Raw genomic sequence first — 22,712 nt, 5'->3', positions numbered from 1 at the left:
AAATAATAGCAGATAAGGACGCCATAGGAAACTTTGTCTCCAATTGATGGCAATTTCATTCAATAGATAGTGTATCTGTATAAGATACAAGTTTGGTTGCTCGGTTCTTCAAATCAATGGCAATTAATGTTATCATTGGGGATAACATTACGTACGTTTGGCAGGTGCGCCTTGAAAAAAACGATTTGGTACGCTTTCCTGTTCCCTCTTCCGTTCGCAGCAGTTTTCTTCATGAACTCCAAAAGCTGGCTGGAGTGCAGCATTTATTATGTCATCTTTGCTGTAGTGCTGATTATCTCGCTATTCATCCGAAGAAAAAAGCCCAAAAGAAGCGATTATTACGACGACTATATGATCTAGCTTTATCACTACAGGAAAAAGGTCCGATCTGTCTACCAGACCGGACCTTTCGTCATTATTACTTTTTTTACTCTCGGCGTAGGCGTCGTTCATTTCTTTAATGTACTCGGTGCCGCCATTTTTCTTCCACAATTCCATTTCGGCTTTAAAGCCGGCTTCATCTAATTTGCCTACGATAAACTTAACTCTAGCGTCCTCAACTTGTTGATCTAGTTGGGCGCCTTTTTGTGTATACGTAGCTGAGATCAAAGGCTCCCCAGGGTTAGCCATTGCAATTTTCTCATTCGCCGCCTTCACATCATTCGCTTTCGCTCTTAAAGGTGTACCCGCTTTGAATGCAGTATCGAGGACGTTAGGTACCCCAATCAGCATTTGGTTGAAGCTTTTAATGTTGACGTCCGGTGCTTGCGGCATATCCGAGCTCAGAATGGTTACTAGCTTGCCATCCTCTACTTTGTAATGAGTACCCTCAAGACCATAGGTCAACAGGATTTGGAAATCCTTGTCGTCAATTTTGTCAAAGAAATTAAGCACTTTGCGCAGCTCAGCCTCGGTTTTAACCGCAGATTTGGAGATTAAGAAAATACCGCCATAGCCTGTCGTTGCCGGAGTTACAGGACCATTCTTCCCGCTGATAGCTCCGATAACATCCATTTCGCCCTTCACATTTCCGGACTTCATCTTCTCATCAATCTGGTAAGAGCGATCTACTACGTCGACCGCAACGCCTGCTTGCCCATTAATGATCGGATCATTCCATTTGGCGGAATCATATACAGCGAAATCTTGGTTGACCAGCTTCTCATCATACAGCTTTTTGAAATATTTGAGAGCATCCATATATTCGTTCGTTAGATGAGCAGGGACCAGCTTCCCGTCTTTATCCACGCCCCACTTGTTCGGAGCTCCAAACCAAGTCTGCATAATATCCCATGGGCCGGAGTACTTGGTCACGACCATACCATACGTATCATCTTTGCCGTTCTTATCCGGGTCCTTCTCCTTGAACGCCTTTAACATATTATAAAAATCATCAGCGGTTTTCGGCTCAGGTAATCCGACATTTTGCAGCCAGTCTTTGCGATATGAAATAGCGTAGCGGCCCAGTGGTCTTGCTGTGTACAGACCATACGTTTTACCATTGACGGAAATATTGTTCAATATCGTTGCATTCATCTGTTTTAAGTTTGGATAATCTTTGAGATAAGGGCCGATTTCCCAGAAAGCTCCCCCTTTGATCGCGTTAACAATCGATGGAGTCTTCGCGCTTGCAGTAAAAATAACCGATGGCATCGTGCCTGAGGCAAGCGTAATATTCAGCTTGTCGTTGTATGCAGCATCTGGCGTAAATAATACTTCCAAGCTCGTATTCGTAGCTTCTTCAACCTTTTTCCATATTTTGCTCTCTGAAGTAATAGCGTCATTCTGAAAGCTCTTCATCATAATAGAAAATTTATAGGGTGCTTCTTTTCCTGGCGCAGCTGTTGTACCTCCTTTGCTAGCATCTGGTTTCGGGTCTGAACTACAACCTGCAAAAACGCTTGCAATAAGGGCAATACTCATGGCTGCAGCAGCCGTTCTCTTCCGTTTTACGATTCTCATCTTTCTTTTTCCTCCCTTTTTTAAGTGCAAATGGTTTAGTTTTTTATGATAGTCCTGTACGTATCTCGCAGTTTCAAGCTGTATGCTAGCGACGGAGATATCAGTACCGGGTTATCAGCACGTTGGAATCACTCCTCTTACCCCTTAACAGCTCCTAACATAACTCCCTTGGCAAAATGCTTTTGCAAGAACGGATAAACCAGCAGTATAGGTAGTGTGCCTACCACGATAACCGCCATTTTGATCGATTGGTCCGGCGGCTTGACGTATTGCGGGTCCATCGTTGACATATCCATAGAGCCTGTTGCCAATAAAATGATTTGGCGCAGCAGCACCTGCATAGGCCACTTCTTCGTATCATTTAAATACAGCAGGGCATTGAAGAAATCATTCCAATGACCTACAGCATAGAATAGCGCAAAAGTAGCAATAACTGGCTTGGACAAGGGTAGAACAATACGCCACAACACACCAAGGTCCGTACATCCGTCGATTCGAGCCGATTCCATCAGTTCATTCGGAATCTCTTGAAAGAACGACTTGATAACAATCAAGTTAAATGCGCTGATGGCTGTAGGAATCATGACCGCAAGGTATGAATTCAGAAGTCCCATACTTTTAACAACTAAGAAGGTAGGAATGATTCCGCCGCTGAACAGCATGGAGAAAACAACCATATTCATTACAATATTCCGTCCGACCATATTACGGCGAGATAAAGCATAGGCCATCGTAAAGGTGAAGATCAGATTCACAATGGTACCAGCAACAGTGACAAATACCGATACAAGCAAACTCCGCGGCAGTGCATTGTCTTTAAACACATATTCATAGGCGTTCAGGGTCACCGTCTTCGGGATGATGAAGAAGGCTCTGTTGCTCAGTTCAATCTCTGTAGCGAAGGAACCAGCGACAATATACATGATCGGGAGGATCATCGATAAAGCTACGATGGCAAGGAATATATAGTTGGCGGTATCGAATATTTTTCCGCTTAAGGTGGAATGTCTCAAGGCTGCTGCCTCCTTTGCGTAATGATGAGAACTCTTTAGAAAATACCGGAGTGTCCCGCACGTTTGGCCAAGTAATTGGAGCCCAGCACGAGAATAATCCCGATGACCGATTTGAATAAACCGACAGCTGTACTGTAGCTAAAAGCACCTTGAGTAATACCGATCGTATACACATAAGTGTCGAATACCTCAGCCACATTCCGATTAAGCGCATTGCTCATCAACAACACTTGCTCAAACCCGCGGTCCAGGAAATTGCCCATACGCAGAATGAGAAGAACAATGATTGTGCCTCGAATCGCAGGCAAGGTGATATGCCACAGCTGGCGGAATCGGCTTGCTCCATCTACGATAGCGGCTTCATATTGCTCCTGATCTACCCCAGCCAGAGCGGCTAGGAAGATGATCGTTCCCCATCCCATCTCTTTCCACAAGCTTTGCGTAATAATGAGTGGACGGAACCAGTCCTCACTTGTCAAAAATTCGATCTTAATACCTAGCGTCTGAAACAGCAGCTGGTTAATCACTCCGCCTTCTGTAGTAAGCATGAGGTAAGTAATACTGGCGACAATAACCATTGAAATAAAATGCGGAATATAAATCAGCGTTTGAATAAACCGTTTGTAAAAAGCTTTGCGGACCTCATTAAGCAGTAATGCGAGAATAATCGGTGCGGGGAAGAAAAATACCATGTCATACAAACCGAGCAAAAGCGTATTCTTCATTAAGCGGAAGAAGATCGGATCGTTAAAAAATTGCCTGAAATTATCCATCCCGATCCATTCGCTTTTGAAAAAGCCAACGAACGGCTGATAATTTTTGAAAGCAAGCAGTACTCCCCACATGGGAACGTACTTAAAAATAATGAAGTAAGCTAGTCCGGGTAACAAAAGCATCAATAAGTATTTATCTTGAATGATTCTACTCATTAACGAGCCCCTTTTGCGCGCTCTTGCCGACGGAACGCTTGCCGGGAGCTGCTCGGCTTGCGAAGTTTTGACCATCTTCTCACTCCTCGTAATCATCTTCTGTTTGTAGTAGCCGCTTGGCTAATTTCACCTTATACGGCGGTCTGTTTTCCAGCAACAACACTTTTTTGGAAGCGCTTTTTATGGAATTAGTACTTTTTCTCATCGGTTAATACTTTCTTGAAAAGCTTGATCCACCAGGCCTTAGGGTGCTCCGGCTTGTACTTTTTTGACAAAATTAAAACAAGCTGACGCCTGTTATACAGACATCAGCTTGCTTATGATTTAAGTTTGAATATCCCTGCTCATTTCGCGATAATGACTCGGGGTGACACCGACATGCTTTTTAAATATCCGGTTGAAATAACTATGCTGGTATCCTACCTTCACTGCTACATCGTTAATTTTTTGTTCGGTCTCGCGAAGCAATTCTTTGGCCTTCTCCATTCGCAGCTCGGTCAAATAATCAATGAAGTTTGTTCCTGTAACCTGCTTGAACAATTTGCTAAGCGTTACAGCGTTCACGCCAGTGTGATCGGCACAGCTATCTAAAGAAATATCTTTCATGTAATGATTTTGCAAATAGATCATGGCACTTTCAACAACCTTCTTCAGCTGAACGTCCGATCGTGATTCCAGCTCTCGAATGAAAGGTTGAATAATTTTTTGCTCAAACCAGTTTAGCATTTTCCGGGGCTCTCGAATTTGTGCCAACTGTTCATACAAATTAGCGGAACGGAATACACGGTTCGGGTCCATACCCAAATGGCGAATGGCATGAAGAATGCTCCCAAGCAGCTGCAGCATCCCCTGTTGAACGTCAATTTCCTTGGCTCCCCGCTCCAATAGCGCCTCCAAAAATGACTTAATCAAGTACATTGCATCCTTCTGCTGGCCGGTCCGGATCATCTGAATAATTTCCCTTTCAAGCACGAACGGGTAGTGATGCTCCGTCGTTTCTTCCTCCAGATTCAACGAATCCAGATTCATAATTTGATTCTCGTTCTCGAATTTACGGTAGCTTAATGCTTGCTTGGCTTCTTCATAATACGAAGGGATTTGAACAATCGTCGTCGAAGGCTTCCCTATACTGATCGATACTTGAAGCTTCAGAATTCGATTGATGGCTTGAATAATTTCGTCACTTAATTCATGCAGCTCTATCTTATATGACGGATTGGATGGCAGCATAATTAAAAGTCCCATGGATAAATCATGGAAATTGATGACATCAACCTGCTCCAAACGGTTCTGTGACAGCTCTTCAATGATATTAGCTGCGGCAAATGTAATCAGACCTTCGTCACCTTGAGCAAATCGCCCTTCCAGATTCGTAAAACCGGTCAAATGGATGTGCATCACGACAAACTGCCGGTCATCCACCACCCATCCGAAATTGCGCATCCGTTCACGCAAATCCTCTTCTGAGTAGGCATAGAGGAAGCCTTGCACCAACTGCAGCAAAAAGCCTTCTTTTACATGTGACAGCTGCTGTTCGAGCTTATTTTGCAGCGTTGTACTCTCTCTCCATAAATGCAGCCATTCTTTCTCAATCAGCTTAAATTCGTCGTGCTGCTCACCAATGCTTCCCGTCAATGGTCTGCTTCCTGTTAATATGGTGACTAGACGATCAATAGGTGAATAAATTCTACGCGAAGCAAACCATGACAGGACAATTGCCAGTAACAGCGCAGCAAAGCTGACGGACAAAATAAGCTTGGAAATAAAATCTACAGGCTTGGTTATGACGCTGATTGGCGATGCCGATACATAAGACCATTCTGTACCGACCCGCTGGAATGTTCCGTACGATACGGTATACATGCTTTTATTGCTTTCATACAGAAAAGACCCTGATTTCCCTCCTCGGTGGAGCACTTCACTTTTTAGAGCCTCGTCAAAAGCAATGGACTGGGGCTCCTTGGAGCTTGACAGCAGCACATCTCCGCCACTCTGCATGACGAATGTTTCTCCAACATTATAGGGTGTTAATGTTTTTAGTAAATTGGTTGCCTTCTCCTCATTGAGGCGAATGAACAACGCTCCAAATGGATGCATGTCCACGCCAGGAATTTTGTGCACCAAGGTCAGGTCCTTTTTATCGGGGGAATTCAGATCGGAAGCAAATGTTGTCCAGAACACCAGATTGTCTTGATCCAGAAATTGACTATACGATTCGATCGTTTGCGCGTTGGTGATAACGTCATATTCAGGATAAAACCGAATCGTCTGCGTTCCCTTTAAATAGAGTTCCACCTGCTTCGCGAGGGGTGTGGAGCCTAGCATGATGTTCAACGTCTTCGTAATGTCACGGGCAATTTCAAAATCCCGATAAAAATTTGTCTCATATAAATTGCTGTTGAATTTGGGATCGAAAGCCCAATGGGCTAGGGAGGTTTCCATATAGGAGAATTGATCGTCAATATTGGCCGCTCTCTGCAAAATCTGGTTTTTGTGCAGCTGCAGCAGCGCGTTTTCCAACCATCCTCCGGTCATTCCATATATAATCCCCCCGACGATAATACCCGGGATACTTGAGATGACTAGAATTAAGATAAGACTATTACGGAAAAATCTCCCTTTAACCATCATTTCACCCACCATCAGCTGATTGTCATTATGAATCCCGCCTATCTCTATATAATAAGTTCGATAAAAGGATATTAAAGCCCTTCCAACCCATAAAAAAACAGTTATCCCAGAGATAACTGTTTGTCAGCTTGTAAAGAAACCAAATAAAACTTGACCCAGGTTACTCCAGAGGCTCACAGTTTCTCCCGATGAGAACTGTTTTGAACAAGCTTACCAGGAGTGGCATGCTGATGATTAGCCTGTTTCTCCATAATGCTGATGAAAGGACTTGGAATAGTATAGGTGATCGATTCATTAGTCTGAACGTCCAAGATTCCTTGGTTATATTGAATTCCTGCCTGCTGAGCACCATCCGGTGACATAATCGCTAAGGAACGCCCTGTCGTAGCGGTACCGTTAAGCCCTTGATTCTCACCAGGTGTAAACACCGCTAGCAGCTGATCCTCCTTCAAATCATCCGCCAACAATGAATAATTTTGCCTGAAGCTATCGATTCCCAGGTTATAGCAGCAAGGCTGCTTTTTAATCCAAATCACCTTTGCTTCCCCGGGCTTTACCATAGTGTTAGTACTGTATGTATCCTTCTGAATGACCCATTTGTTAGCTTTCGCTTTATCAAAAGGAAGGGCTGGATCGTAAAAATAATAGAGCTTGTACCCATCCAAGTCGATATCACGATCACTGTTATTGATCACTTCAACATAGTTGTAATTGCCCTTAGTCGAGTTAGGTACGACCTCGCTGACGAGTAAAGCAGGTTTGGCCGGTTGCTTGACCATCGTTTCCTCTGTCGACTTACTTGCCTTCTGAAGGACCAGATCCACCATCACGGGATAATGATCGCTTGGATACTGCCCCTCCTGATGATAAGTAACCGTCTCTCCTCTTATGACATTGACTTTGCCGCGGGTTAAGATCCAGTCTATTCGCTTAGTGCTCCCGCCACCCGAAGGATCCTTATAATTATGAAAAGTCCCTAAGTCATCATTGACTTTATTATGAGCGTTCAGAAAAGCATCCTTCATTTGTCCATCATGGATAAAGGTTGGGTATACAGCTCCATTAGGAGTAGTATTGAAGTCACCCGTCAGAACGATGGGTACATCTGGATCGAATGATTTCATGGTATCTACTATGAGCTGTGCACTTTTTTGACGAGCGGCTTCCGACTCATGATCCAGATGCGTATTGACCATATAAAAGGTTTTGTGATTTTGGAGGTCTTGAAACCTCACCCAAGTCACCATACGCGGAATTCGGTTCCCCCAACCGGTGGAACTAATCAGTTTGGGGCTATCAGATAACCAGAAATGATCCTTCTCCAGAGGCTTCAGCCGCTGCTTATTATAGAAAATAGCCATGTACTCGCCCAGATTGCCGCCTTCCCTGCCAACTCCTATCCATTCATAACCAGGCAAATCTACTTCCAAATCCTTAATTTGCTTGTCAATTCCCTCTTGTGTCCCGATGATGTCCGGCTGATAGTCTTCAATGAGCTGCTTCATTACTGGACGCCGCTTCTCCCATGGTTGATCGTCAGCAGCACTGGCTGTTCGCAGGTTCGATGTCATTATTCTCAGTGGACCTGAGGACAGTTCCTCATCTGCCGACACGGAAGTTTGGTTACCCGTAAGTACCAGACCAACTGCAGTGAGCAAAACTGCAAATGCGGTTACTCGAATACGAGATTTGCTCATTTTTCCGCCTCCTTATTTGCTTCTTCAATAACTTCCATTTGATCATACTTTAACTGTTAAGCATAGCCAATTTACATTTTTATAGATTATTGCCCATTATTTATGAACTTGTCAGATAAAGGCTTGCCTTACTCATGATCAAAAAAAGACGCACCGCCGTTCCTCATCAATCTGAATGGTTCTCATCATGATGATTCACTAGGTACGTCTTCATACAGAACATTTTTTAGCTGGCCTCAACCTTGATTTGACCTGCCGTTTTAACAGGTGCTTTATCCTTTTTGTTACCGATTTTCAGTTGGAGCACCAGCATGATTACTATTAATATCGCCAAACCACCAAAAGCAAGCTCGAAGCCACCCCATGCATCATGCGCCCAGCCTACGAACAGCGGCCCAAGAGAACCGACAATATATCCACCGGATTGATTCATAGCGGACCATGCGCTCGCTGCCTCTGCACTATCGGTTTCTTCGATAGGAAGCATAAGTGCCATCGGGAATAGACCTCCCGCTCCAAGTCCTAACATGATCACAATAAACCAAGGACTTGCATGGACCATAAACAGGATCATCCCGATAAGCTCCAGCGCTGCACACCCGAGCAGCCAATACATTCTTTTGGGGAAGCGCGCAATCAACATCGGCAGAAAAAAGCTAACAGGAATTTGAATAACCGTAAATAAGGTAAGCATTCCTCCGGCAAATCCCTTATCATACCCCATACTGACAATAGCGGGCGCCAACCAAGCTGTCATCGAGTAAAACATCACCGCCATCAGCCCGAAAAAGGCGGTTAATAGCCAAGCTCTTTTATTTTGTAATGGAAGCCTGGAATCCTTAGTATGAATCATTGCACCGTTACTTTTTACTGCTTTCTCCCGACGGGCTAATTGCCACCAAATCGGAAGCGCAATTAAGGCAAACAATGCCCAAACCGCAAGAGAACCACGCCAAGAGCCGTGCATCATCGTTTGGAATGGTACTGACAATCCCGCGCTCAACGCTGCGCCAAGCACCAATGCCATGGAATACATCCCGACAATGGACGCAGCTCGGCTCGCAAAATATTTCTTAATGAAACCAGACAGCAGCGGTCCGCAAATGGCTATTCCCAGTCCGCTCAAAAACGCCGTAATCAGGAGTAATGCGGAGGAATCCGCAAACAGCCTAATAACCGTGCCTAATCCGATAACGACAAGAGAATAGGTTAATACCCTCTCAAGCCCCCAACGAGTACTCAGCTTAACGGCGAACGGTGAAAAGACTCCCATACATAATACGGGGATAGAGGTTAACAAGCTTGCTGTAGAGCCGCTCATCCCTAATTCGTTACGAATGGTCTCCAATAATGGAGAAATTGAAGAAATGGCCGGGCGTAAATTAATTGAGGCCAAGAATAACGCGCATAATAAATAACCAAAACGGTATTTCATTTGATCCCACTCCTACTTACTTTCTATTTTCAAGTCATTTGCATCTGATGTAGTAAGTGTAAGAGCAAGTCAATAATTGATCAATATAATTATTTCTATTATTATCATTGGTATATCCAATGATAATAAAGGAGGCCCGATATGGAGCTTCGACAGCTTGAATATTTCATCGCCGTATGTGACGAGATGCATTTCACTAGAGCCGCAGAGAAAATAGGAATTTCACAGCCTACCTTAAGCCAGCAGGTCCGCGCCTTGGAAGATGAATTAAACACTCCTTTATTCGACCGTGTAGGAAAAAAAATTGCCATAACCGAAGCTGGACTCATTCTGCTTGAACAGAGCAAGCAGATCATTCGAAGTCTGCAAAACGTTAAAGACTCCATACATGAGCTTCAGCATGTGCAAAGAGGAACCTTAAGCGTAGGAACATTACCCTCTGATTTGGATTATCGCATCTCAAGATTGTTGGTGGATTATCACTATGAATACCCTAATATACATCTAAGCATCTTCTCTTCTGTTGAGATTGAAGAACAAGTGCTAACGAATGAAGTCGATCTTGGGATATGCGTCATGCCGTTCTTCGATGACCGCTTAATTCAAATTCCTCTGTGCCAGGAAGAATATGTGCTTGTCGTCTCAGAGCAACATCCTTTAGCAGCTCGCGACTGGATTGCTATTGATGAGCTAGCACATATTGAAACGGTCATGTATCCGGTAGGACTTGTCGGTCGGGAGCTTGTTGAACGATTTTGCCGCAGCCGCGGCTTTAAGCTTAACACCATTATGGAAACGACCTCGGTCCTTTCACTTATCAATATCGTAAAAGCAAATATAGGGGCAACCATTCAGCCGCTTCAGCTTATACAGTCTATGAAGGAGCCCACGCTTCGCTGCATCCCATTTAAGGATGTGGCGCCAACCCGTGATCTTGTTATTATTTATCGGAGAGATCGATTTTTGGGCAGAGCGGCACAAGCTTTTATTCATAAGTTAACCACTGACTTTAATGCTAATTGAGCAACATTTGCTTTGTACCTCATTCTTCGTATATGCTTTCATCATGAACCCATTTTATTGAACGGTTATGGAAAGGAGAAATTATGTTGAACACACTTCCAGTAGAACAATTCCGCAAATTCAAAAACGATATCACGCGGTTTCTGATGGCATATAAATTTGCTCTAGATGCATTCGAGACTAAAATTGACATTTTGACGGAAGAATTTCAATTATTTCATGATTACAATCCTATTGAACACACCAAGTCGAGGTTGAAATCACCTGAAAGTATTTTAAAAAAGCTGCATAAAAAAGGTCACGATATTTCGCTGCCGAGCATTAAAACACACATTACCGACATTGCCGGGATACGTATCACATGTTCCTTCATAGCGGATATTTACCGTATTAGCGAAATGCTGCAAAGTCAAAGTGATTTAAAAATCATCGAAATTGAGGACTACATACAGCATCCGAAACCTAACGGTTACCGCAGTCTTCATATGCTCATCGAAATTCCGATTTATATGTCAGATAGGAAAGAAAATGTATGTGTTGAAGTACAGATACGCACGATCGCTATGGACTTCTGGGCGAGTCTCGAGCACAAAATTTACTACAAATACAATCGAACCGTACCACCGAAGCTGCTTCTTGAATTAAAGGAAGCCTCTGACTCCGCGGCAGCACTGGATCAAAAGATGGAGCGTCTGCACAACGAAATCACCGAAGTAAAAGAAGCCCAGTCCCAGGAATGGGGAGATGAACTAAAGCGAATCAGTATCAGCAACCAGCAGTTTCAATTGCCTGAAGCGCTGTTGAGATTAATCGGTGACGGGCCTGACGAGATTTAATAGCTTAATGTAAAGCAAGACCAATAGAAAAGCCTGATGCGCAATCTTGCGCCAGGCTTTTTGGTGCTGCCCCTACCAACGATCGTTGTTGATAACCGATATCCCTGTGGATGGTCTTATTCTGTACATCAGTATCTCCACTCATACAATATGGACTCTGTTAATCCAACACCAGAGAGCTGCTTCTCTTGTAATGCTCAATAATTTGAAGATGAGTTTCAGCTATATACAATGAGTTGTCTTGGGAAAAATCTACAAATCTCAGCTCTATAGATTCGTCACTGCATCTCAGTTGCTCGAATGGCTCCACTTGGACCTTGTAGGCAATGGTAATAATCCGTTTGATATTACCGTCTCAAAAGGCGGCGACTCTGGAAGGATCGGAAAAAGTACCAAACAGATCATAGCTGCAAATGCTAAGCCCCGTTTCTTCCATTACTTCCCTATAGAGCCCGTCCAGCAATGATTCATCAGATTTGATAGCACCGCCGATGAGCGCCCATCTATTAGAATCGGTTCTTCTCTCCAGCAGCAGCTTATTTTCCTTCTCTATTAAGGCTACTACCCCAATGCTCGTTGGTTGATTTGGTATCGGAGTATTCCTATGCTTGTAATAAAACTTGGCTTCTGGCATAAAGCATGTCCCCCTTATCTTATAGAGATCAGTAAATTAAGGTCATATCACACCATTAATCTTCAAATATTTCCTTGGCATCAGCCGGTAAATTTCTTACGTGTTTGAGATACTCTGTCATATTCGTATCGTCTTCAATGGGATAAGTAAACTGACAATGCGCCGCTACATCTTTACCTAACTCCCTAAATAATTCACCAGCGATAAATATGGAATCCCAGAAACTAGTATAGTCGCTGCCAGAAAACGTTCCTTTATACAGCTCCCAGTAAGCGTCAGGCAGATAGTTTTTATAATATTTGCCCATCTTACCTGCGGAAACTTGAAAGTCATGCTGAGTGCCAATCCACCACTGGATCATCTCATCCAAAGAAGCTCTTGTGGTTTCTTCAAACATTTGCTTTGCGTAGGGCAGCTCGTCTCGCCATATTCCTTTTGCAACGTTTTGCAAACACCACCAGAAGTCGTTAGTACAGCTTTCAAAATGCGGTTCCGTTGGTTTTTTTTACATGGTAATCGATATCTGTAGGTGGTGGGATTGGTGGTAGGCACTGGTCCTTATCTAATAACGGAATGGTTAGATTATTGCTGACATACCCTGTCATCATAGATTCTATGGTCTCAATGCTGAGATCTATACGATTCCCATCTCTAAAAAGCATTAAGTAGACATAAGATCGATCGAAATTCGCTTTCCTTCCGATACCTTGGTCTAATTTATTTGGCTCCTGAATCATGATTAAATCTCCAAAAATACGAATCCATTCTCTATCTTGTAAAAAAGAGGCCGTTTCTGTGACGACATAAACCATATCATAATCCTGAAAAATATCTTTGGGGGCATGAGGATTGGTTCTTGAGCCGTTCATATAAACAGCCCGAATTCGTTCATCTTGCCGGGCTACACCAAGTATTAAATCAAACATTTGCTGCTCGGTTCTCAATCCTTATCACCTCATCTATGTATTTATGCTACGATATATATTTTTTAGTATATCACCCTTAAATTTACAATTAAATCAATCCAATATTTGATAAATTCATATGTATATCATTCACAATAAAAAATAGTTCACAAAAGAAAAATATCTATGATTCTAACAAATCCTGTCTTAAGATGATGAAGAATATCATGTGAAACAGAACATTCGAAAGGAGCTCGCTTCATGTTTGAGAATCGCAATGTGCAGGAACTTTTCTCGACTTTAAAGTCAGATTGTGAACGCTGCTTTGGCTTGTGCTGTGTCGCACTGCCCTTCGCAGCTTCTGCCGACTTTGCCATAAACAAGGAAGCCGGGCGGCCGTGTGAAAACTTGCAACCGGACTTCCGCTGCGGTGTTCACAATAGCCTTAGGCAGTGCGGCTTTCGCGGATGTACGGTATTCGACTGCTTCGGCGCGGGCCAGAAGGTATCCCAAGTCACGTTCAGCGGAAGCGACTGGCGGCAAGTACCAGAATCTGCGAAGCTAATGTTCGAGGCGTTCCCGATCATGCGTCAGCTTCATGAGCTGCTCTGGTACCTGAACGAAGCCCTATCACTGCAACCTGCTCATCCGATCCACGATGATATCCGCTTATCGCTCGATGAAACCAATCGCCTTACCTACCTCAGTCCGGATAATCTCTCCGACCTAGACATTGCCGCTCACCGAGCAGCTATCAATCCTCTACTCCTCAGAACAAGTGAGCTCGTACGAGATGAAGCCCGTCAACAGTATAAATGGCCCCTTGGGCAACAAAAGAAGCAAGGACGAGGAGTAGACCTCATTGGAGCCAAACTCAGAGGAGCAGATCTCAAATGTGCCAACTTGAGAGGGGCTTATCTTATTGCCGCTGATCTAAGAGATGCCGACCTTAGAGCGGCTGACTTCATAGGTGCTGATTTCCGGGATGCGGATCTTAGCGGAGCCGACCTTAGAGGGAGTATTTTTCTTACCCAGGCCCAGATCAACTCAGCAAAGGGCGATGTTAATACAAAGCTGCCTCCTTCCATCATTCACCCACCCCATTGGAAGAAGCTTAATGATTCATGATGACCGTCCAATTGACATTCGTATGCACTCTATCTACCACTGTGCGTATGAGTGTCAATCGCTCTGGGATAATATTGATCTCCGGTGTTCTGAACTGATAAAACTCATCTGGCCTCCCACCGCTCATCTCCACAAAACCATCTTTGAAGCCGTAACCTCCTCCGCCTCTGACTTCATAAGAATATCCCTGTTCATCTTCGATTCTCCATTTGTTATTCATAGCTTCATTGAATAACATACCCGATATATGCAGGGTTCCCTCTTCACGATGGACATCAGGATTACGATTCGGCTCAATGGTAAACTTTCGCAAAATCAGGTTGTCCTCCATTGAATGAAACTCCACTGGCTGCTCTAATAATTTCCTAGGGTTGAAATCCACCTTCGAGCCATCGTTTTCCGCAATAAAGTACCCGTCGAACACGAACCGGAACGGAGTGTCCGTCGGCAAATATTTGAACGTATAGCTCCAATGCATGAGGCCCAGCTTATCCCCTGGAATGAACGATTTGGTCATCAAGCTGTCATTATGCGGAAACCTCCTTGTATTGACACTGTGTATTTCCTCCCCCTCCATGGTCTCAAAATGAAACTTAAGTCCCTGCTGCTTCCACAATTCATCAGGAGAACGAAGTAGCGCATCGGACGACAGCTCTGTGTCCATCTCTAACCGAACCCCCTGGACCATTTGTGTCAACCGCTTCAAGCGTATGGTCATTCCATCCGGTGTTATATACTCTCCTTGCAGAGGAAAGACTTTTGTCTTAGCTTTAGCTTCCTTCATGTCAATCGAGAAATCAAAATTCCATGTTCCGGTACTGAAAGGGATTTTCTCTAATTCATTGCCTAATCGGGACAACCGTCCTTCTATTGTAATTTTGTCCGTTTGTATGGGTTCCGGGAAGAAGGCAACCAAATAATAAAAGTCATTCGTCATCCCCATGTCATATAATTCATCAATCTTCACACCATGCTCATCCTTGATCGTTATCGCATTGGGACCATTCAACACTAGCCGTTCACGATCGTGTTTACCGTCAGGACCGAACAATTGAAGTGCTACAACTACTCGAGTAGGGTCAGCCACAGCCTCGTCTATCCGTACCGTGTAGCCGTTATTCTTCACTCGTATCCCAGGATGCTGAACCAGTCCGAACTCCTGCGCATTTAGCAAACCTATATCTACACTATCGCCTTTGAATAATGAGCGAACCAACTGAGCCAGTACAGGTGAAGCTGCTGCTAACGCCCCAGCGACTAGTAAGATTGCCATAGCTACAGCGGCTAGTCTCCATTTACCCCATTTTCTACGGTGAACATGAGCTAACCTATAAGGCTTGGGCAGGTCCTCTGCCGACAAATTGCTTAAAGCTTCGTCATTTCCATTCTCATTATCAGAACACTCGGTAGCAATTAACCCTTGTAATGGTTGCAGCCCCTTTGGAGCTTCAAACGAATTCGAATCCAATTCTATGGATTCCAACCTGTTCATGATTTGCTCTGTAAAATCGTCAGGGAGCGCTTCCGCATACAGTTCTATTTCCAGATCCTTTTGTTCTTGTATTAGCACTAATTGCAATCTGCTGCATCGGGGACATCCGGCGATATGAGCTTGCACCGAATCATGATTTTCCCTGTCTATTCCTGCCAAAAACATATCCAGCTCACGTTCGGTCAAGCATTTCATATCCCGCCACCTCCTCCGCTGCAATTAACTTCCTCATTCTCTGCTTGGCACGATGCAGATCGTTCTGAACCTTCCTTACGGGTACATCAAGAATTGTACCGATTTCTTCATAACTAAGATCATTGGTGTAGCGAAGCAGCAGAACGAGACGATAGTTATCAGGCAGCAGCTTGAGGCTTTCTCTGATATCCATTCGATACTGCGCTTGAATCACAGTATCTTCTGCACTCTTCTCAACGACCGGTTCCGTGGGGTCGGGCTGTTGACCTGCCATCGGCTTTCGACGTTTCCATAGATCTTTTAATAAATTTGCGGCGATCGTATATAACCAAGAAGCAAAGCTGCGAGAGATATCATGTCCTGACAAGCTTCGATAAGCTTTCAGAAATGCTTCTTGTGTGATGTCCTGAGCATCCTGTGGGTCCGCCCCCATTCCGCGAAGCAGGCCAAATACTTTGTTCTTGTATCGGTTTACTAGGAAGGCATAAGCTTCTTTATTGCCCTCTAACACAGCACTAACCCATTCGCTGTCGTGCACCTCTTGTTCCATTGTAGCCTCCGCTTGATTTTGGATTCATACTGTATGGACGACGTTAGCAACCTATTTCTCTCACACAATTCTCAACTATTTATCGCCCTGTACAATAAACCGGGCTATCTGATTCATAAGGTTTATCTCCCTTATATTCCGTCAACAATGAGATCATAGGAATCTGCGTACTACTAGCAAAGGAGATCACACCGAATGATTGACAAAGGGAAGATTTCCGCACTGCAGTTGGGAATGCTTATGTATTTAATGATTGGGGCCACCAGCACCCTTATCATCCCGGCTATTACTGCCAGACAAGCAGAGCGAGATATGTGGCTTTCTCCTATCTGGGGATCTTTGAGCGGATTTATTATAGTTATCATCACATGGTATTTACATAAAATGTATCCTAACGAGTCTATTATTCAATATGGTGGAAAAATTGTCGGTCGTTATCTCAGCAAAATCGCCAGTTTTTTTATCCTCTTTTTTCTGCTGCATTCCACGGGGATGATTTTAAGAGAATACGGTGATTTTGTCATCGGGGCCTTCCTCTCAAGAACACCGCTGATTACAATCACTTCAAGTCTAATCCTTGTATGTGCATTTGCTGTGCGATCGGGAATCGAAGTTTTGGCCCACTGTACGCAGTTATTTCTTCCTTTTATCGCCATTATCTTCGTCTGTATTTTCTCTATGCTTATACCCGATATGGATGTCCAAAAAATGCTGCCTATTATGGAGTATGGAATACTTCCGTCCTTAAAAGGCTCAGTCGTACCTCACACTTGGTTTGTTGAATTTTTCTTCATTACATTTTTATTTCCAGTCGTTAATGAGAACGATCGTGGGTTAAAAGCCGGTATGTTATCCGTAATGTGTATGATGGTCATTATGGTATCTACGAATTTTGCAAGCTTGTTCGTGTTCGGAGAAACTACTGGAAAACTCAGCTTTCCCGTCTATTACGCGGCTTCCTATATCAGCTTCGGCAATTTCATTGAACATCTGGATGCGATCGTTATGGTCACGTGGATCTTAGGCGGTTTTGTTCAAATCTCCTTATGGTACTATTCACTCGTTATCGGCACTGCTCAATGGCTCGGTTTAGCCAATTACCGTTTTCTTGTGTTTCCCATTGGTTTGCTTTGCGGTGTTGTTAGTATTTGGGTGGCCCCAGGACTACAGGAGTTAATTTACTTTTTTTCAACGACAGCACCTTTCTATTCGTTTACCATCCTGCTCATTTACCCTTTGGCTTTAGTCTTGGTCGCATGGATGCGCAATGCTAAGAACAATAAAAACAGCTCACTCTGATTAGAATGAGCTGTCTCTTTATCTTCGTTACTCCATCGTAGTGGTTGAACCTGCACTTTGCAGCGGTTTGGACTTACGTTCCTTGAATAAACCGAAGTATTGACAAGTCCCATAAAATAGTATGGTTGAGGCAGCAGCAATAACAGCTAATAAAATAAATGAATTATGAAATCCGAATTTAGCAGCATAAAGACCACCCAGCATGCCGCCGATAATTTTACCGACACTTAATTGAATAACCGAGTTTAGCATCTGCCCCGTTGCCTTCAACTCCTTGACAACATGCCTGTTCACGTACTCAGCCAGACACATATAGAACATGATGTAGGTCCCTCCGTGCAAAACCCAGCTAAGCAAATAGGTGAATGGCGTTAAAGCAAAGGAATATAGGCACCATCTTAATAGGTGAATTCCCCCCGAGAACAGCAATATATTGCGAATCCCGAACCGATCGTACACTTTTTGGAAAAAGATCATGAATGGAAATTGTGTAAATGAGCCGATAGCGAGACCAATACCGATCACTTCCATGCTAATCCCCTGCTCCTTGCTATAAATAGCTTGAAACGCCCACAAGAAACCCATCGTTGTGGAGAGGATTAGCGTATATCCATACAGAACCATCAACGGCTTGCTTTTAAAAATTTCAGCCAGCTTCACTTTCTTTTTACCACTTTGATGGCCCGCAACTTGAGGAATTCCCAAAGATAAGGCAAAGCACCCCAACATAATGAAGGAGGTAACCATAAAGATGGTGTCGATATGGCGAGCAAACAACCATCCTGCTGCAATAGAAATGATCGCGTAGCCTACAGAACCGAAAGTACGAATCGTCGAAAATCGGACGACCCCCTTCGAAGATAACTCAAGAGTAATGGCGTCACTCAGCGGATTGATGGCAATTTGGAACACGCTAAAAAGCGCCATGGCGAATAACAAAGGCCAAAACATGGATCCCGCCCACGGGACCAGCCATACCGTCAAGCCGGACAATAGGGTACATACTATTAAAATTTTATTCTTGGTTCGTGATCTGTCTCCCGCCAATCCCCACAAAGGCTGTGCGAATAAACCAACAACAGCTCCAATAGAGGTGAGAATCCCAATCTCGGTATGTCCAATACCCTGTTCTGTAAAATAAACGCCAATATACGATGAAAACGATCCTGTGCTCATATAAATGAAAGCATAAAAAATCGCAAGGATAACAACATTTTTATTACGTATCATGAAGGCAGCTTCTTTCTACTATTCTTTCTATCGATTTTCATTATAAACTACTTCTTCCGGATAGAATACCTCCAAAATGTAAAAACCGCAGCAGACATGTATGTTTCCATGTCAACCGCGGCTTAAGCAGAAGGTGTTGTACACATTATCCATGTATTCACCGATTTCAATGATTTTATACGCCACTTCAGCAATTATCTACTCATCCTTCTTATGATCCACGAATTCTTCCTCAATCTCATCCATCATCTCTTCCACCGCATCACTGATCAGGTCTGTTGAAGCTATATCGTGTTGGTATAGAGGAGCGTTGATGCCAACTGGCATCTCATTATTTTCTTTGTTTTTTTCACTCATAGTCATAGAACCTCCTTTGGCAAACAATTGTTCATAGCGTATGTAAAAACTGGATTTCTATTCAATCAATCAGGAGACAATTCAGATGAACAAGGTGGAGTTAGGCTTTTCGTTTGTCATTTTTCTTACCCTGGAATTACAGTAATGAATCTGGAATGTTAGTGATGTTTCGGCTCCGCTCCTGCCAGCTTGGCATCCGAAGGCAGCATAATCGCCAGAAGGCCAAGAAGTGGCAGAAATGCGCTTATTTGAATAACAATGTCAAGCCCCGCAGAGTCAGCCAAATATCCTAGAAGCGCTGAGCCAATTCCTCCTAAGCCAAACGCCAGACCGAAAAATAGACCGGCAATCGTCCCCACTTTCCCCGGCAGCAGCTCTTGAGCATATACGACAATAACTGAAAAGCCAGACAGCAGGATGAGACCGATGCATACGCACAGAACCATGGACCATATTGGGCTAGCAAATGGGAGCAGGATAGAAAAAGGAGCGGTTCCCAGAATGGAGAACCAAATGGTATTTCGTCTCCCGAAACGGTCCGCCATCGGTCCCCCGAGCAATGTCCCCAACATACCCGCGATAAGAAGCGCGAACAAATAGTATTGTGCATTTTGTACCGTCATATGGAATCGATCCATTAAGAAAAATGCGTAATACCCTGTCATACTAGCCATGTATACAAATTTGGAAAACAATAAAGTAATAAGTACCGTCATCGCAATAGCAATGGTCCCTTTAGACAAATCTACTCTTCGCTCTTCTCGAGAAGCCGTAGTCTTGTTCTGCCGGGTACTTTGCAAGTGGCTGCCATACCAGCGTGATACATATAACTGAACAATAATTGCGGCGCCAGCTGCTAATGTAAACCACAAGATGCTTTTTTGGCCTAATGGAATAAAAATAAGTGCTGCCATAACTGGAGCAAGCGCCTGTCCTGTATTTCCACCAACTTGAAATATGGATTGAGCCAGTCCTTTGCGATTTCCACCTGCAAGATGAGCCACTCTGGAGGATTCCGGATGAAGAACGGCGGAACCTATGCCGATAAGGACTACAAAAACGAGGAGCAGTGTAAATGACGGTGCATAGGCTAACCCAATCACACCTGTTAACGAGAACAGCATTCCGATGGGCAGCAAGTAAGGCTTAGGCCGCGAGTCCGTATACAAACCTATGGCTGGTTGAATCACGGATGCCGTCATATTAAGCGTAAAGCCAATCCATCCGATCTGCGCAAAACTTAAACTCAACGAATCCCTTAATATAGGAAACATTGCCGGTATAAAGGATTGGATGGCATCGTTCAAAAAATGCACGAAGCTAATTGCAAATAAAACGGAAAAAATAGTGGTTGAAGGTTGACGTAGTACAGCTTGTTGACTCATAAACTTTCTCACTCCTATCCTGCTCTTTATAAATCAGCATATCATCCGATGTTTAAACACAGACCTATACATCTTATCATCTGATGTTTGTATTTAAAAAAATTAGCTTTTTATATGCTCTTCAAGCTCTATTTTTGTTCCATCCAAATGCTGCATGCTGTAAAACTCCGCTGACTGCACGTCTTTGTCTCGGATCGCTTCGTATATTTTCTCATGCTGCTCCGTGAAATAATGGTTATATTCCGGATGGTTAACCAGATTCTCCAAGGAATACCGAATCACTTCCGAAAAAGTACGATAGAGATCTGCCAGAACAGCGTTTTTGGTGGCTGCTGCAACAGCAATATGATAAGCTACATCCACGTCTAAGTATTCTTTAATATTGCCTGCATCGATAGCGATTTGGCGGCGGTCAAGCAAGTCCCTCATGATTCGCAAATCCTCGTCATCTCGCCTTACAGCAGCTAAACGGGCTGCCTCCAATTCCATCATGCGGCGAACTTCATACACCTCCAGAATTTCCGCTCGGCGAAGTCTGTAGTCCAGCGGCTCTTGACTTGACTTTTGCTCGCATACGAAAGTGCCATGACCCTGTCTTTTATCCAGAAGCCCAGCTGATACGAGCACCCGAACAGCCTCGCGAATAGTGGACCTGCCTACGCCGAATTGATTCATCAATTCCGGCTCGGTTGGAATCTGCATGCCCGGTGACAGCTCTCCAAGAGAAATTTTCCTTTGAAGCTGCTCCACGACATCATCGACGATCTGTTTGCGCTTCACTGTTTGAAAAGATAACGAACCTTTATTCATCTGATCATCTCCTGTTGCTTATCTTATTATGAATTATTGAATGAAGCAATCAGAATATATGTTCTGTGGGCGTTCATTCTGATGTGATACCTACAACCTTACCCAGAATGTTATCCTTGGCAATTGTACCGAAGTGTCTGCTATCCGCACTGCGAAACCAATCATCGCCGATTATATAATATTGGTCATTGGGAACCTTTTTTTCTGTCCTGTTCGTGTCCTTGCCGAGCAAAATTTCTTCGGCATTCATTTTCATGGATTGCCGAACATTATCGGATACGTCAGATTGATTTGAGAGCTTTTGCAGTTGTTCAACATCCATCCCAAGTCGATGTGCTTTTCCGTAAAACGTATCGAGCTGCTTTCCATTAATATAGATTTGTCCTTTTTCCATGTGAATAGTTTCTCCTGGTAAAGCAACAACCCTAGAGATTTCAAACTCACTTAAATGGAGAGTTGGATTGTCCAACTTTGGGTTTCGGTAATAAACAATATCTCCTCTCTGAATCGGGGCAGCTTCATAATAAGCAGGGTCCACAACAATAGGCACTCCATCCAATTCATGATGTCCTCGGTCCATATTATCATACTGGTGATCGTACACCTGCATGCCTTCCATGTCCTTTATCTTGACAATTTCCTGCTTCGTTATATTATCTTGTATAATCCCTTCGGAACATCCCGCCAAGAGTAAAGCAATCATTACAATACTAACGCTTATTCGCATAGGTCCACCTCAAAGTTCAAGCATGTGCGATGCTGCTTTCAAAGAACAAAAATAGTGTAAACTGCAGCCAGTTTACACTCCATTGAAGTCAGATCTTATATAAGGAAAGATTAACCTATTTTTCTATTATACCACAATACTATACACCCCGACGACCAGAACCACCATCGAAATGGAACAGCACACATACGTATGCAAGCCACCTTTTCGTTGTTTCCAAGCCAGGAGCAATTGACGTACTGCAAAATACATTCCCGCTCCGTTAATAATAAGCAGTGCTACCGTGAACAGGATCATTTGAAGAGAAGAAGCGCCACCCATACCATGCTGATGCTCGTGCATTTCCATAGCACCCATCATAATAGGAGCAGATAGCCAATGAATGAGGTGAAGGATAAGAACAAGAAATACAGAAAATCCGGATAGGATAGCATATTTCATCTCCATACCCAGAGCTCTTAATTTTTGCAGCAC

The 22,712-nt window shown here is 43.7% G+C and carries 19 protein-coding genes and 1 pseudogene; 4 read left to right on the top strand and 16 right to left on the bottom strand.

Features of this window, described 5'->3' with window-relative positions:
- Positions 1 to 300: 300 nt before the first annotated feature.
- The 6 genes from QMA13_RS13920 to QMA13_RS13895 form a co-directional block, all read right to left on the bottom strand.
- Entirely contained in the window at positions 301 to 1,962 is a 1,662-nt protein-coding gene (locus QMA13_RS13920; RefSeq protein ID WP_282942104.1) for an extracellular solute-binding protein, read from the bottom strand.
- A 137-nt stretch (positions 1,963 to 2,099) separates the two neighbouring features.
- Positions 2,100 to 2,975, bottom strand: a complete 876-nt coding sequence (locus QMA13_RS13915; protein ID WP_282942103.1) for a carbohydrate ABC transporter permease — start codon at positions 2,973 to 2,975, stop codon at positions 2,100 to 2,102.
- 35 nt (positions 2,976 to 3,010) lie between these two features.
- A complete protein-coding gene (locus tag QMA13_RS13910) occupies positions 3,011 to 3,979 on the bottom strand; it encodes an ABC transporter permease (protein WP_282942102.1) in 969 nt (322 codons plus the stop codon).
- A gap of 249 nt (positions 3,980 to 4,228) precedes the next feature.
- Positions 4,229 to 6,535 (bottom strand): helix-turn-helix domain-containing protein, encoded by a 2,307-nt coding sequence (locus tag QMA13_RS13905; RefSeq protein WP_282942101.1) that lies wholly within the window; start codon positions 6,533 to 6,535, stop codon positions 4,229 to 4,231.
- A gap of 173 nt (positions 6,536 to 6,708) precedes the next feature.
- Positions 6,709 to 8,232 (bottom strand): endonuclease/exonuclease/phosphatase family protein, encoded by a 1,524-nt coding sequence (locus QMA13_RS13900; RefSeq protein WP_282942100.1) that lies wholly within the window; start codon positions 8,230 to 8,232, stop codon positions 6,709 to 6,711.
- Positions 8,233 to 8,458: 226 nt separating this feature from the next.
- Entirely contained in the window at positions 8,459 to 9,667 is a 1,209-nt protein-coding gene (locus tag QMA13_RS13895) for an MFS transporter (RefSeq protein WP_282942099.1), read from the bottom strand.
- A 141-nt stretch (positions 9,668 to 9,808) separates the two neighbouring features.
- Here QMA13_RS13895 and QMA13_RS13890 point away from each other — a divergent pair, with 141 nt between their 5' ends.
- Complete coding sequence (locus QMA13_RS13890; protein WP_282942098.1) at positions 9,809 to 10,690, top strand: LysR family transcriptional regulator; 882 nt, start codon at positions 9,809 to 9,811, stop codon at positions 10,688 to 10,690.
- Positions 10,691 to 10,773: 83 nt separating this feature from the next.
- Positions 10,774 to 11,526 carry a GTP pyrophosphokinase gene (locus tag QMA13_RS13885; RefSeq protein ID WP_282942097.1) on the top strand — a complete coding sequence of 251 codons (753 nt, stop codon included), beginning with the start codon at positions 10,774 to 10,776 and terminating at the stop codon, positions 11,524 to 11,526.
- A 355-nt stretch (positions 11,527 to 11,881) separates the two neighbouring features.
- Here the strand turns inward: QMA13_RS13885 and QMA13_RS13880 are convergent, their stop codons facing one another.
- Entirely contained in the window at positions 11,882 to 12,160 is a 279-nt protein-coding gene (locus QMA13_RS13880) for an NUDIX domain-containing protein (protein ID WP_282942096.1), read from the bottom strand.
- A 55-nt stretch (positions 12,161 to 12,215) separates the two neighbouring features.
- Positions 12,216 to 13,104, bottom strand: a pseudogene (locus QMA13_RS13875) (aminoglycoside 6-adenylyltransferase).
- Between the two features lie 222 nt (positions 13,105 to 13,326).
- Here QMA13_RS13875 and QMA13_RS13870 point away from each other — a divergent pair.
- The gene (locus QMA13_RS13870) at positions 13,327 to 14,193 is read left to right on the top strand and encodes a pentapeptide repeat-containing protein (RefSeq protein WP_282942095.1); all 867 of its coding nucleotides are present in this window, start codon (positions 13,327 to 13,329) and stop codon (positions 14,191 to 14,193) included.
- Here QMA13_RS13870 and QMA13_RS13865 read toward each other — a convergent pair.
- On the bottom strand, positions 14,180 to 15,880 hold the full coding sequence (locus QMA13_RS13865) for a DUF4179 domain-containing protein (protein WP_282942094.1): 1,701 nt from the start codon (positions 15,878 to 15,880) through the stop codon (positions 14,180 to 14,182). The genes QMA13_RS13870 and QMA13_RS13865 overlap by 14 nt on opposite strands.
- Positions 15,858 to 16,430, bottom strand: coding sequence for an RNA polymerase sigma factor (locus tag QMA13_RS13860; protein ID WP_282942093.1), 573 nt, complete (start codon positions 16,428 to 16,430; stop codon positions 15,858 to 15,860). Before QMA13_RS13860 ends, QMA13_RS13865 begins: the two co-directional genes overlap by 23 nt.
- 195 nt (positions 16,431 to 16,625) lie before the next feature.
- Here QMA13_RS13860 and QMA13_RS13855 point away from each other — a divergent pair, with 195 nt between their 5' ends.
- The gene (locus tag QMA13_RS13855) at positions 16,626 to 17,729 is read left to right on the top strand and encodes a GerAB/ArcD/ProY family transporter (RefSeq protein WP_282942092.1); all 1,104 of its coding nucleotides are present in this window, start codon (positions 16,626 to 16,628) and stop codon (positions 17,727 to 17,729) included.
- A gap of 27 nt (positions 17,730 to 17,756) precedes the next feature.
- Here QMA13_RS13855 and QMA13_RS13850 read toward each other — a convergent pair whose 3' ends face one another.
- The 6 genes from QMA13_RS13850 to QMA13_RS13825 all read right to left on the bottom strand — a co-directional run bounded on the left by QMA13_RS13850 (position 17,757) and on the right by QMA13_RS13825 (position 22,712).
- Positions 17,757 to 18,959 (bottom strand): MFS transporter, encoded by a 1,203-nt coding sequence (locus QMA13_RS13850; protein WP_282942091.1) that lies wholly within the window; start codon positions 18,957 to 18,959, stop codon positions 17,757 to 17,759.
- A 198-nt stretch (positions 18,960 to 19,157) separates the two neighbouring features.
- Complete coding sequence (locus QMA13_RS13845) at positions 19,158 to 19,316, bottom strand: hypothetical protein (RefSeq protein ID WP_282942090.1); 159 nt, start codon at positions 19,314 to 19,316, stop codon at positions 19,158 to 19,160.
- 158 nt (positions 19,317 to 19,474) lie between these two features.
- Positions 19,475 to 20,701 (bottom strand): MFS transporter, encoded by a 1,227-nt coding sequence (locus tag QMA13_RS13840; protein WP_282942089.1) that lies wholly within the window; start codon positions 20,699 to 20,701, stop codon positions 19,475 to 19,477.
- Positions 20,702 to 20,803: 102 nt separating this feature from the next.
- Positions 20,804 to 21,511 (bottom strand): FadR/GntR family transcriptional regulator, encoded by a 708-nt coding sequence (locus QMA13_RS13835; protein WP_282942088.1) that lies wholly within the window; start codon positions 21,509 to 21,511, stop codon positions 20,804 to 20,806.
- Positions 21,512 to 21,584: 73 nt separating this feature from the next.
- Positions 21,585 to 22,238: a signal peptidase I gene (gene lepB / locus QMA13_RS13830; RefSeq protein WP_282942087.1), complete on the bottom strand. Its 654-nt coding sequence runs from the start codon at positions 22,236 to 22,238 to the stop codon at positions 21,585 to 21,587.
- 126 nt (positions 22,239 to 22,364) lie between these two features.
- Complete coding sequence (locus tag QMA13_RS13825; RefSeq protein ID WP_282942086.1) at positions 22,365 to 22,712, bottom strand: hypothetical protein; 348 nt, start codon at positions 22,710 to 22,712, stop codon at positions 22,365 to 22,367.

Source organism: Paenibacillus sp. RC67 (genome assembly GCF_030020805.1).
GTDB lineage: Bacteria > Bacillota > Bacilli > Paenibacillales > NBRC-103111 > Paenibacillus_S.
Note: the sequence above shows the minus strand (reverse complement) of the source record. Positions and strands in the feature narration are given on the sequence as shown.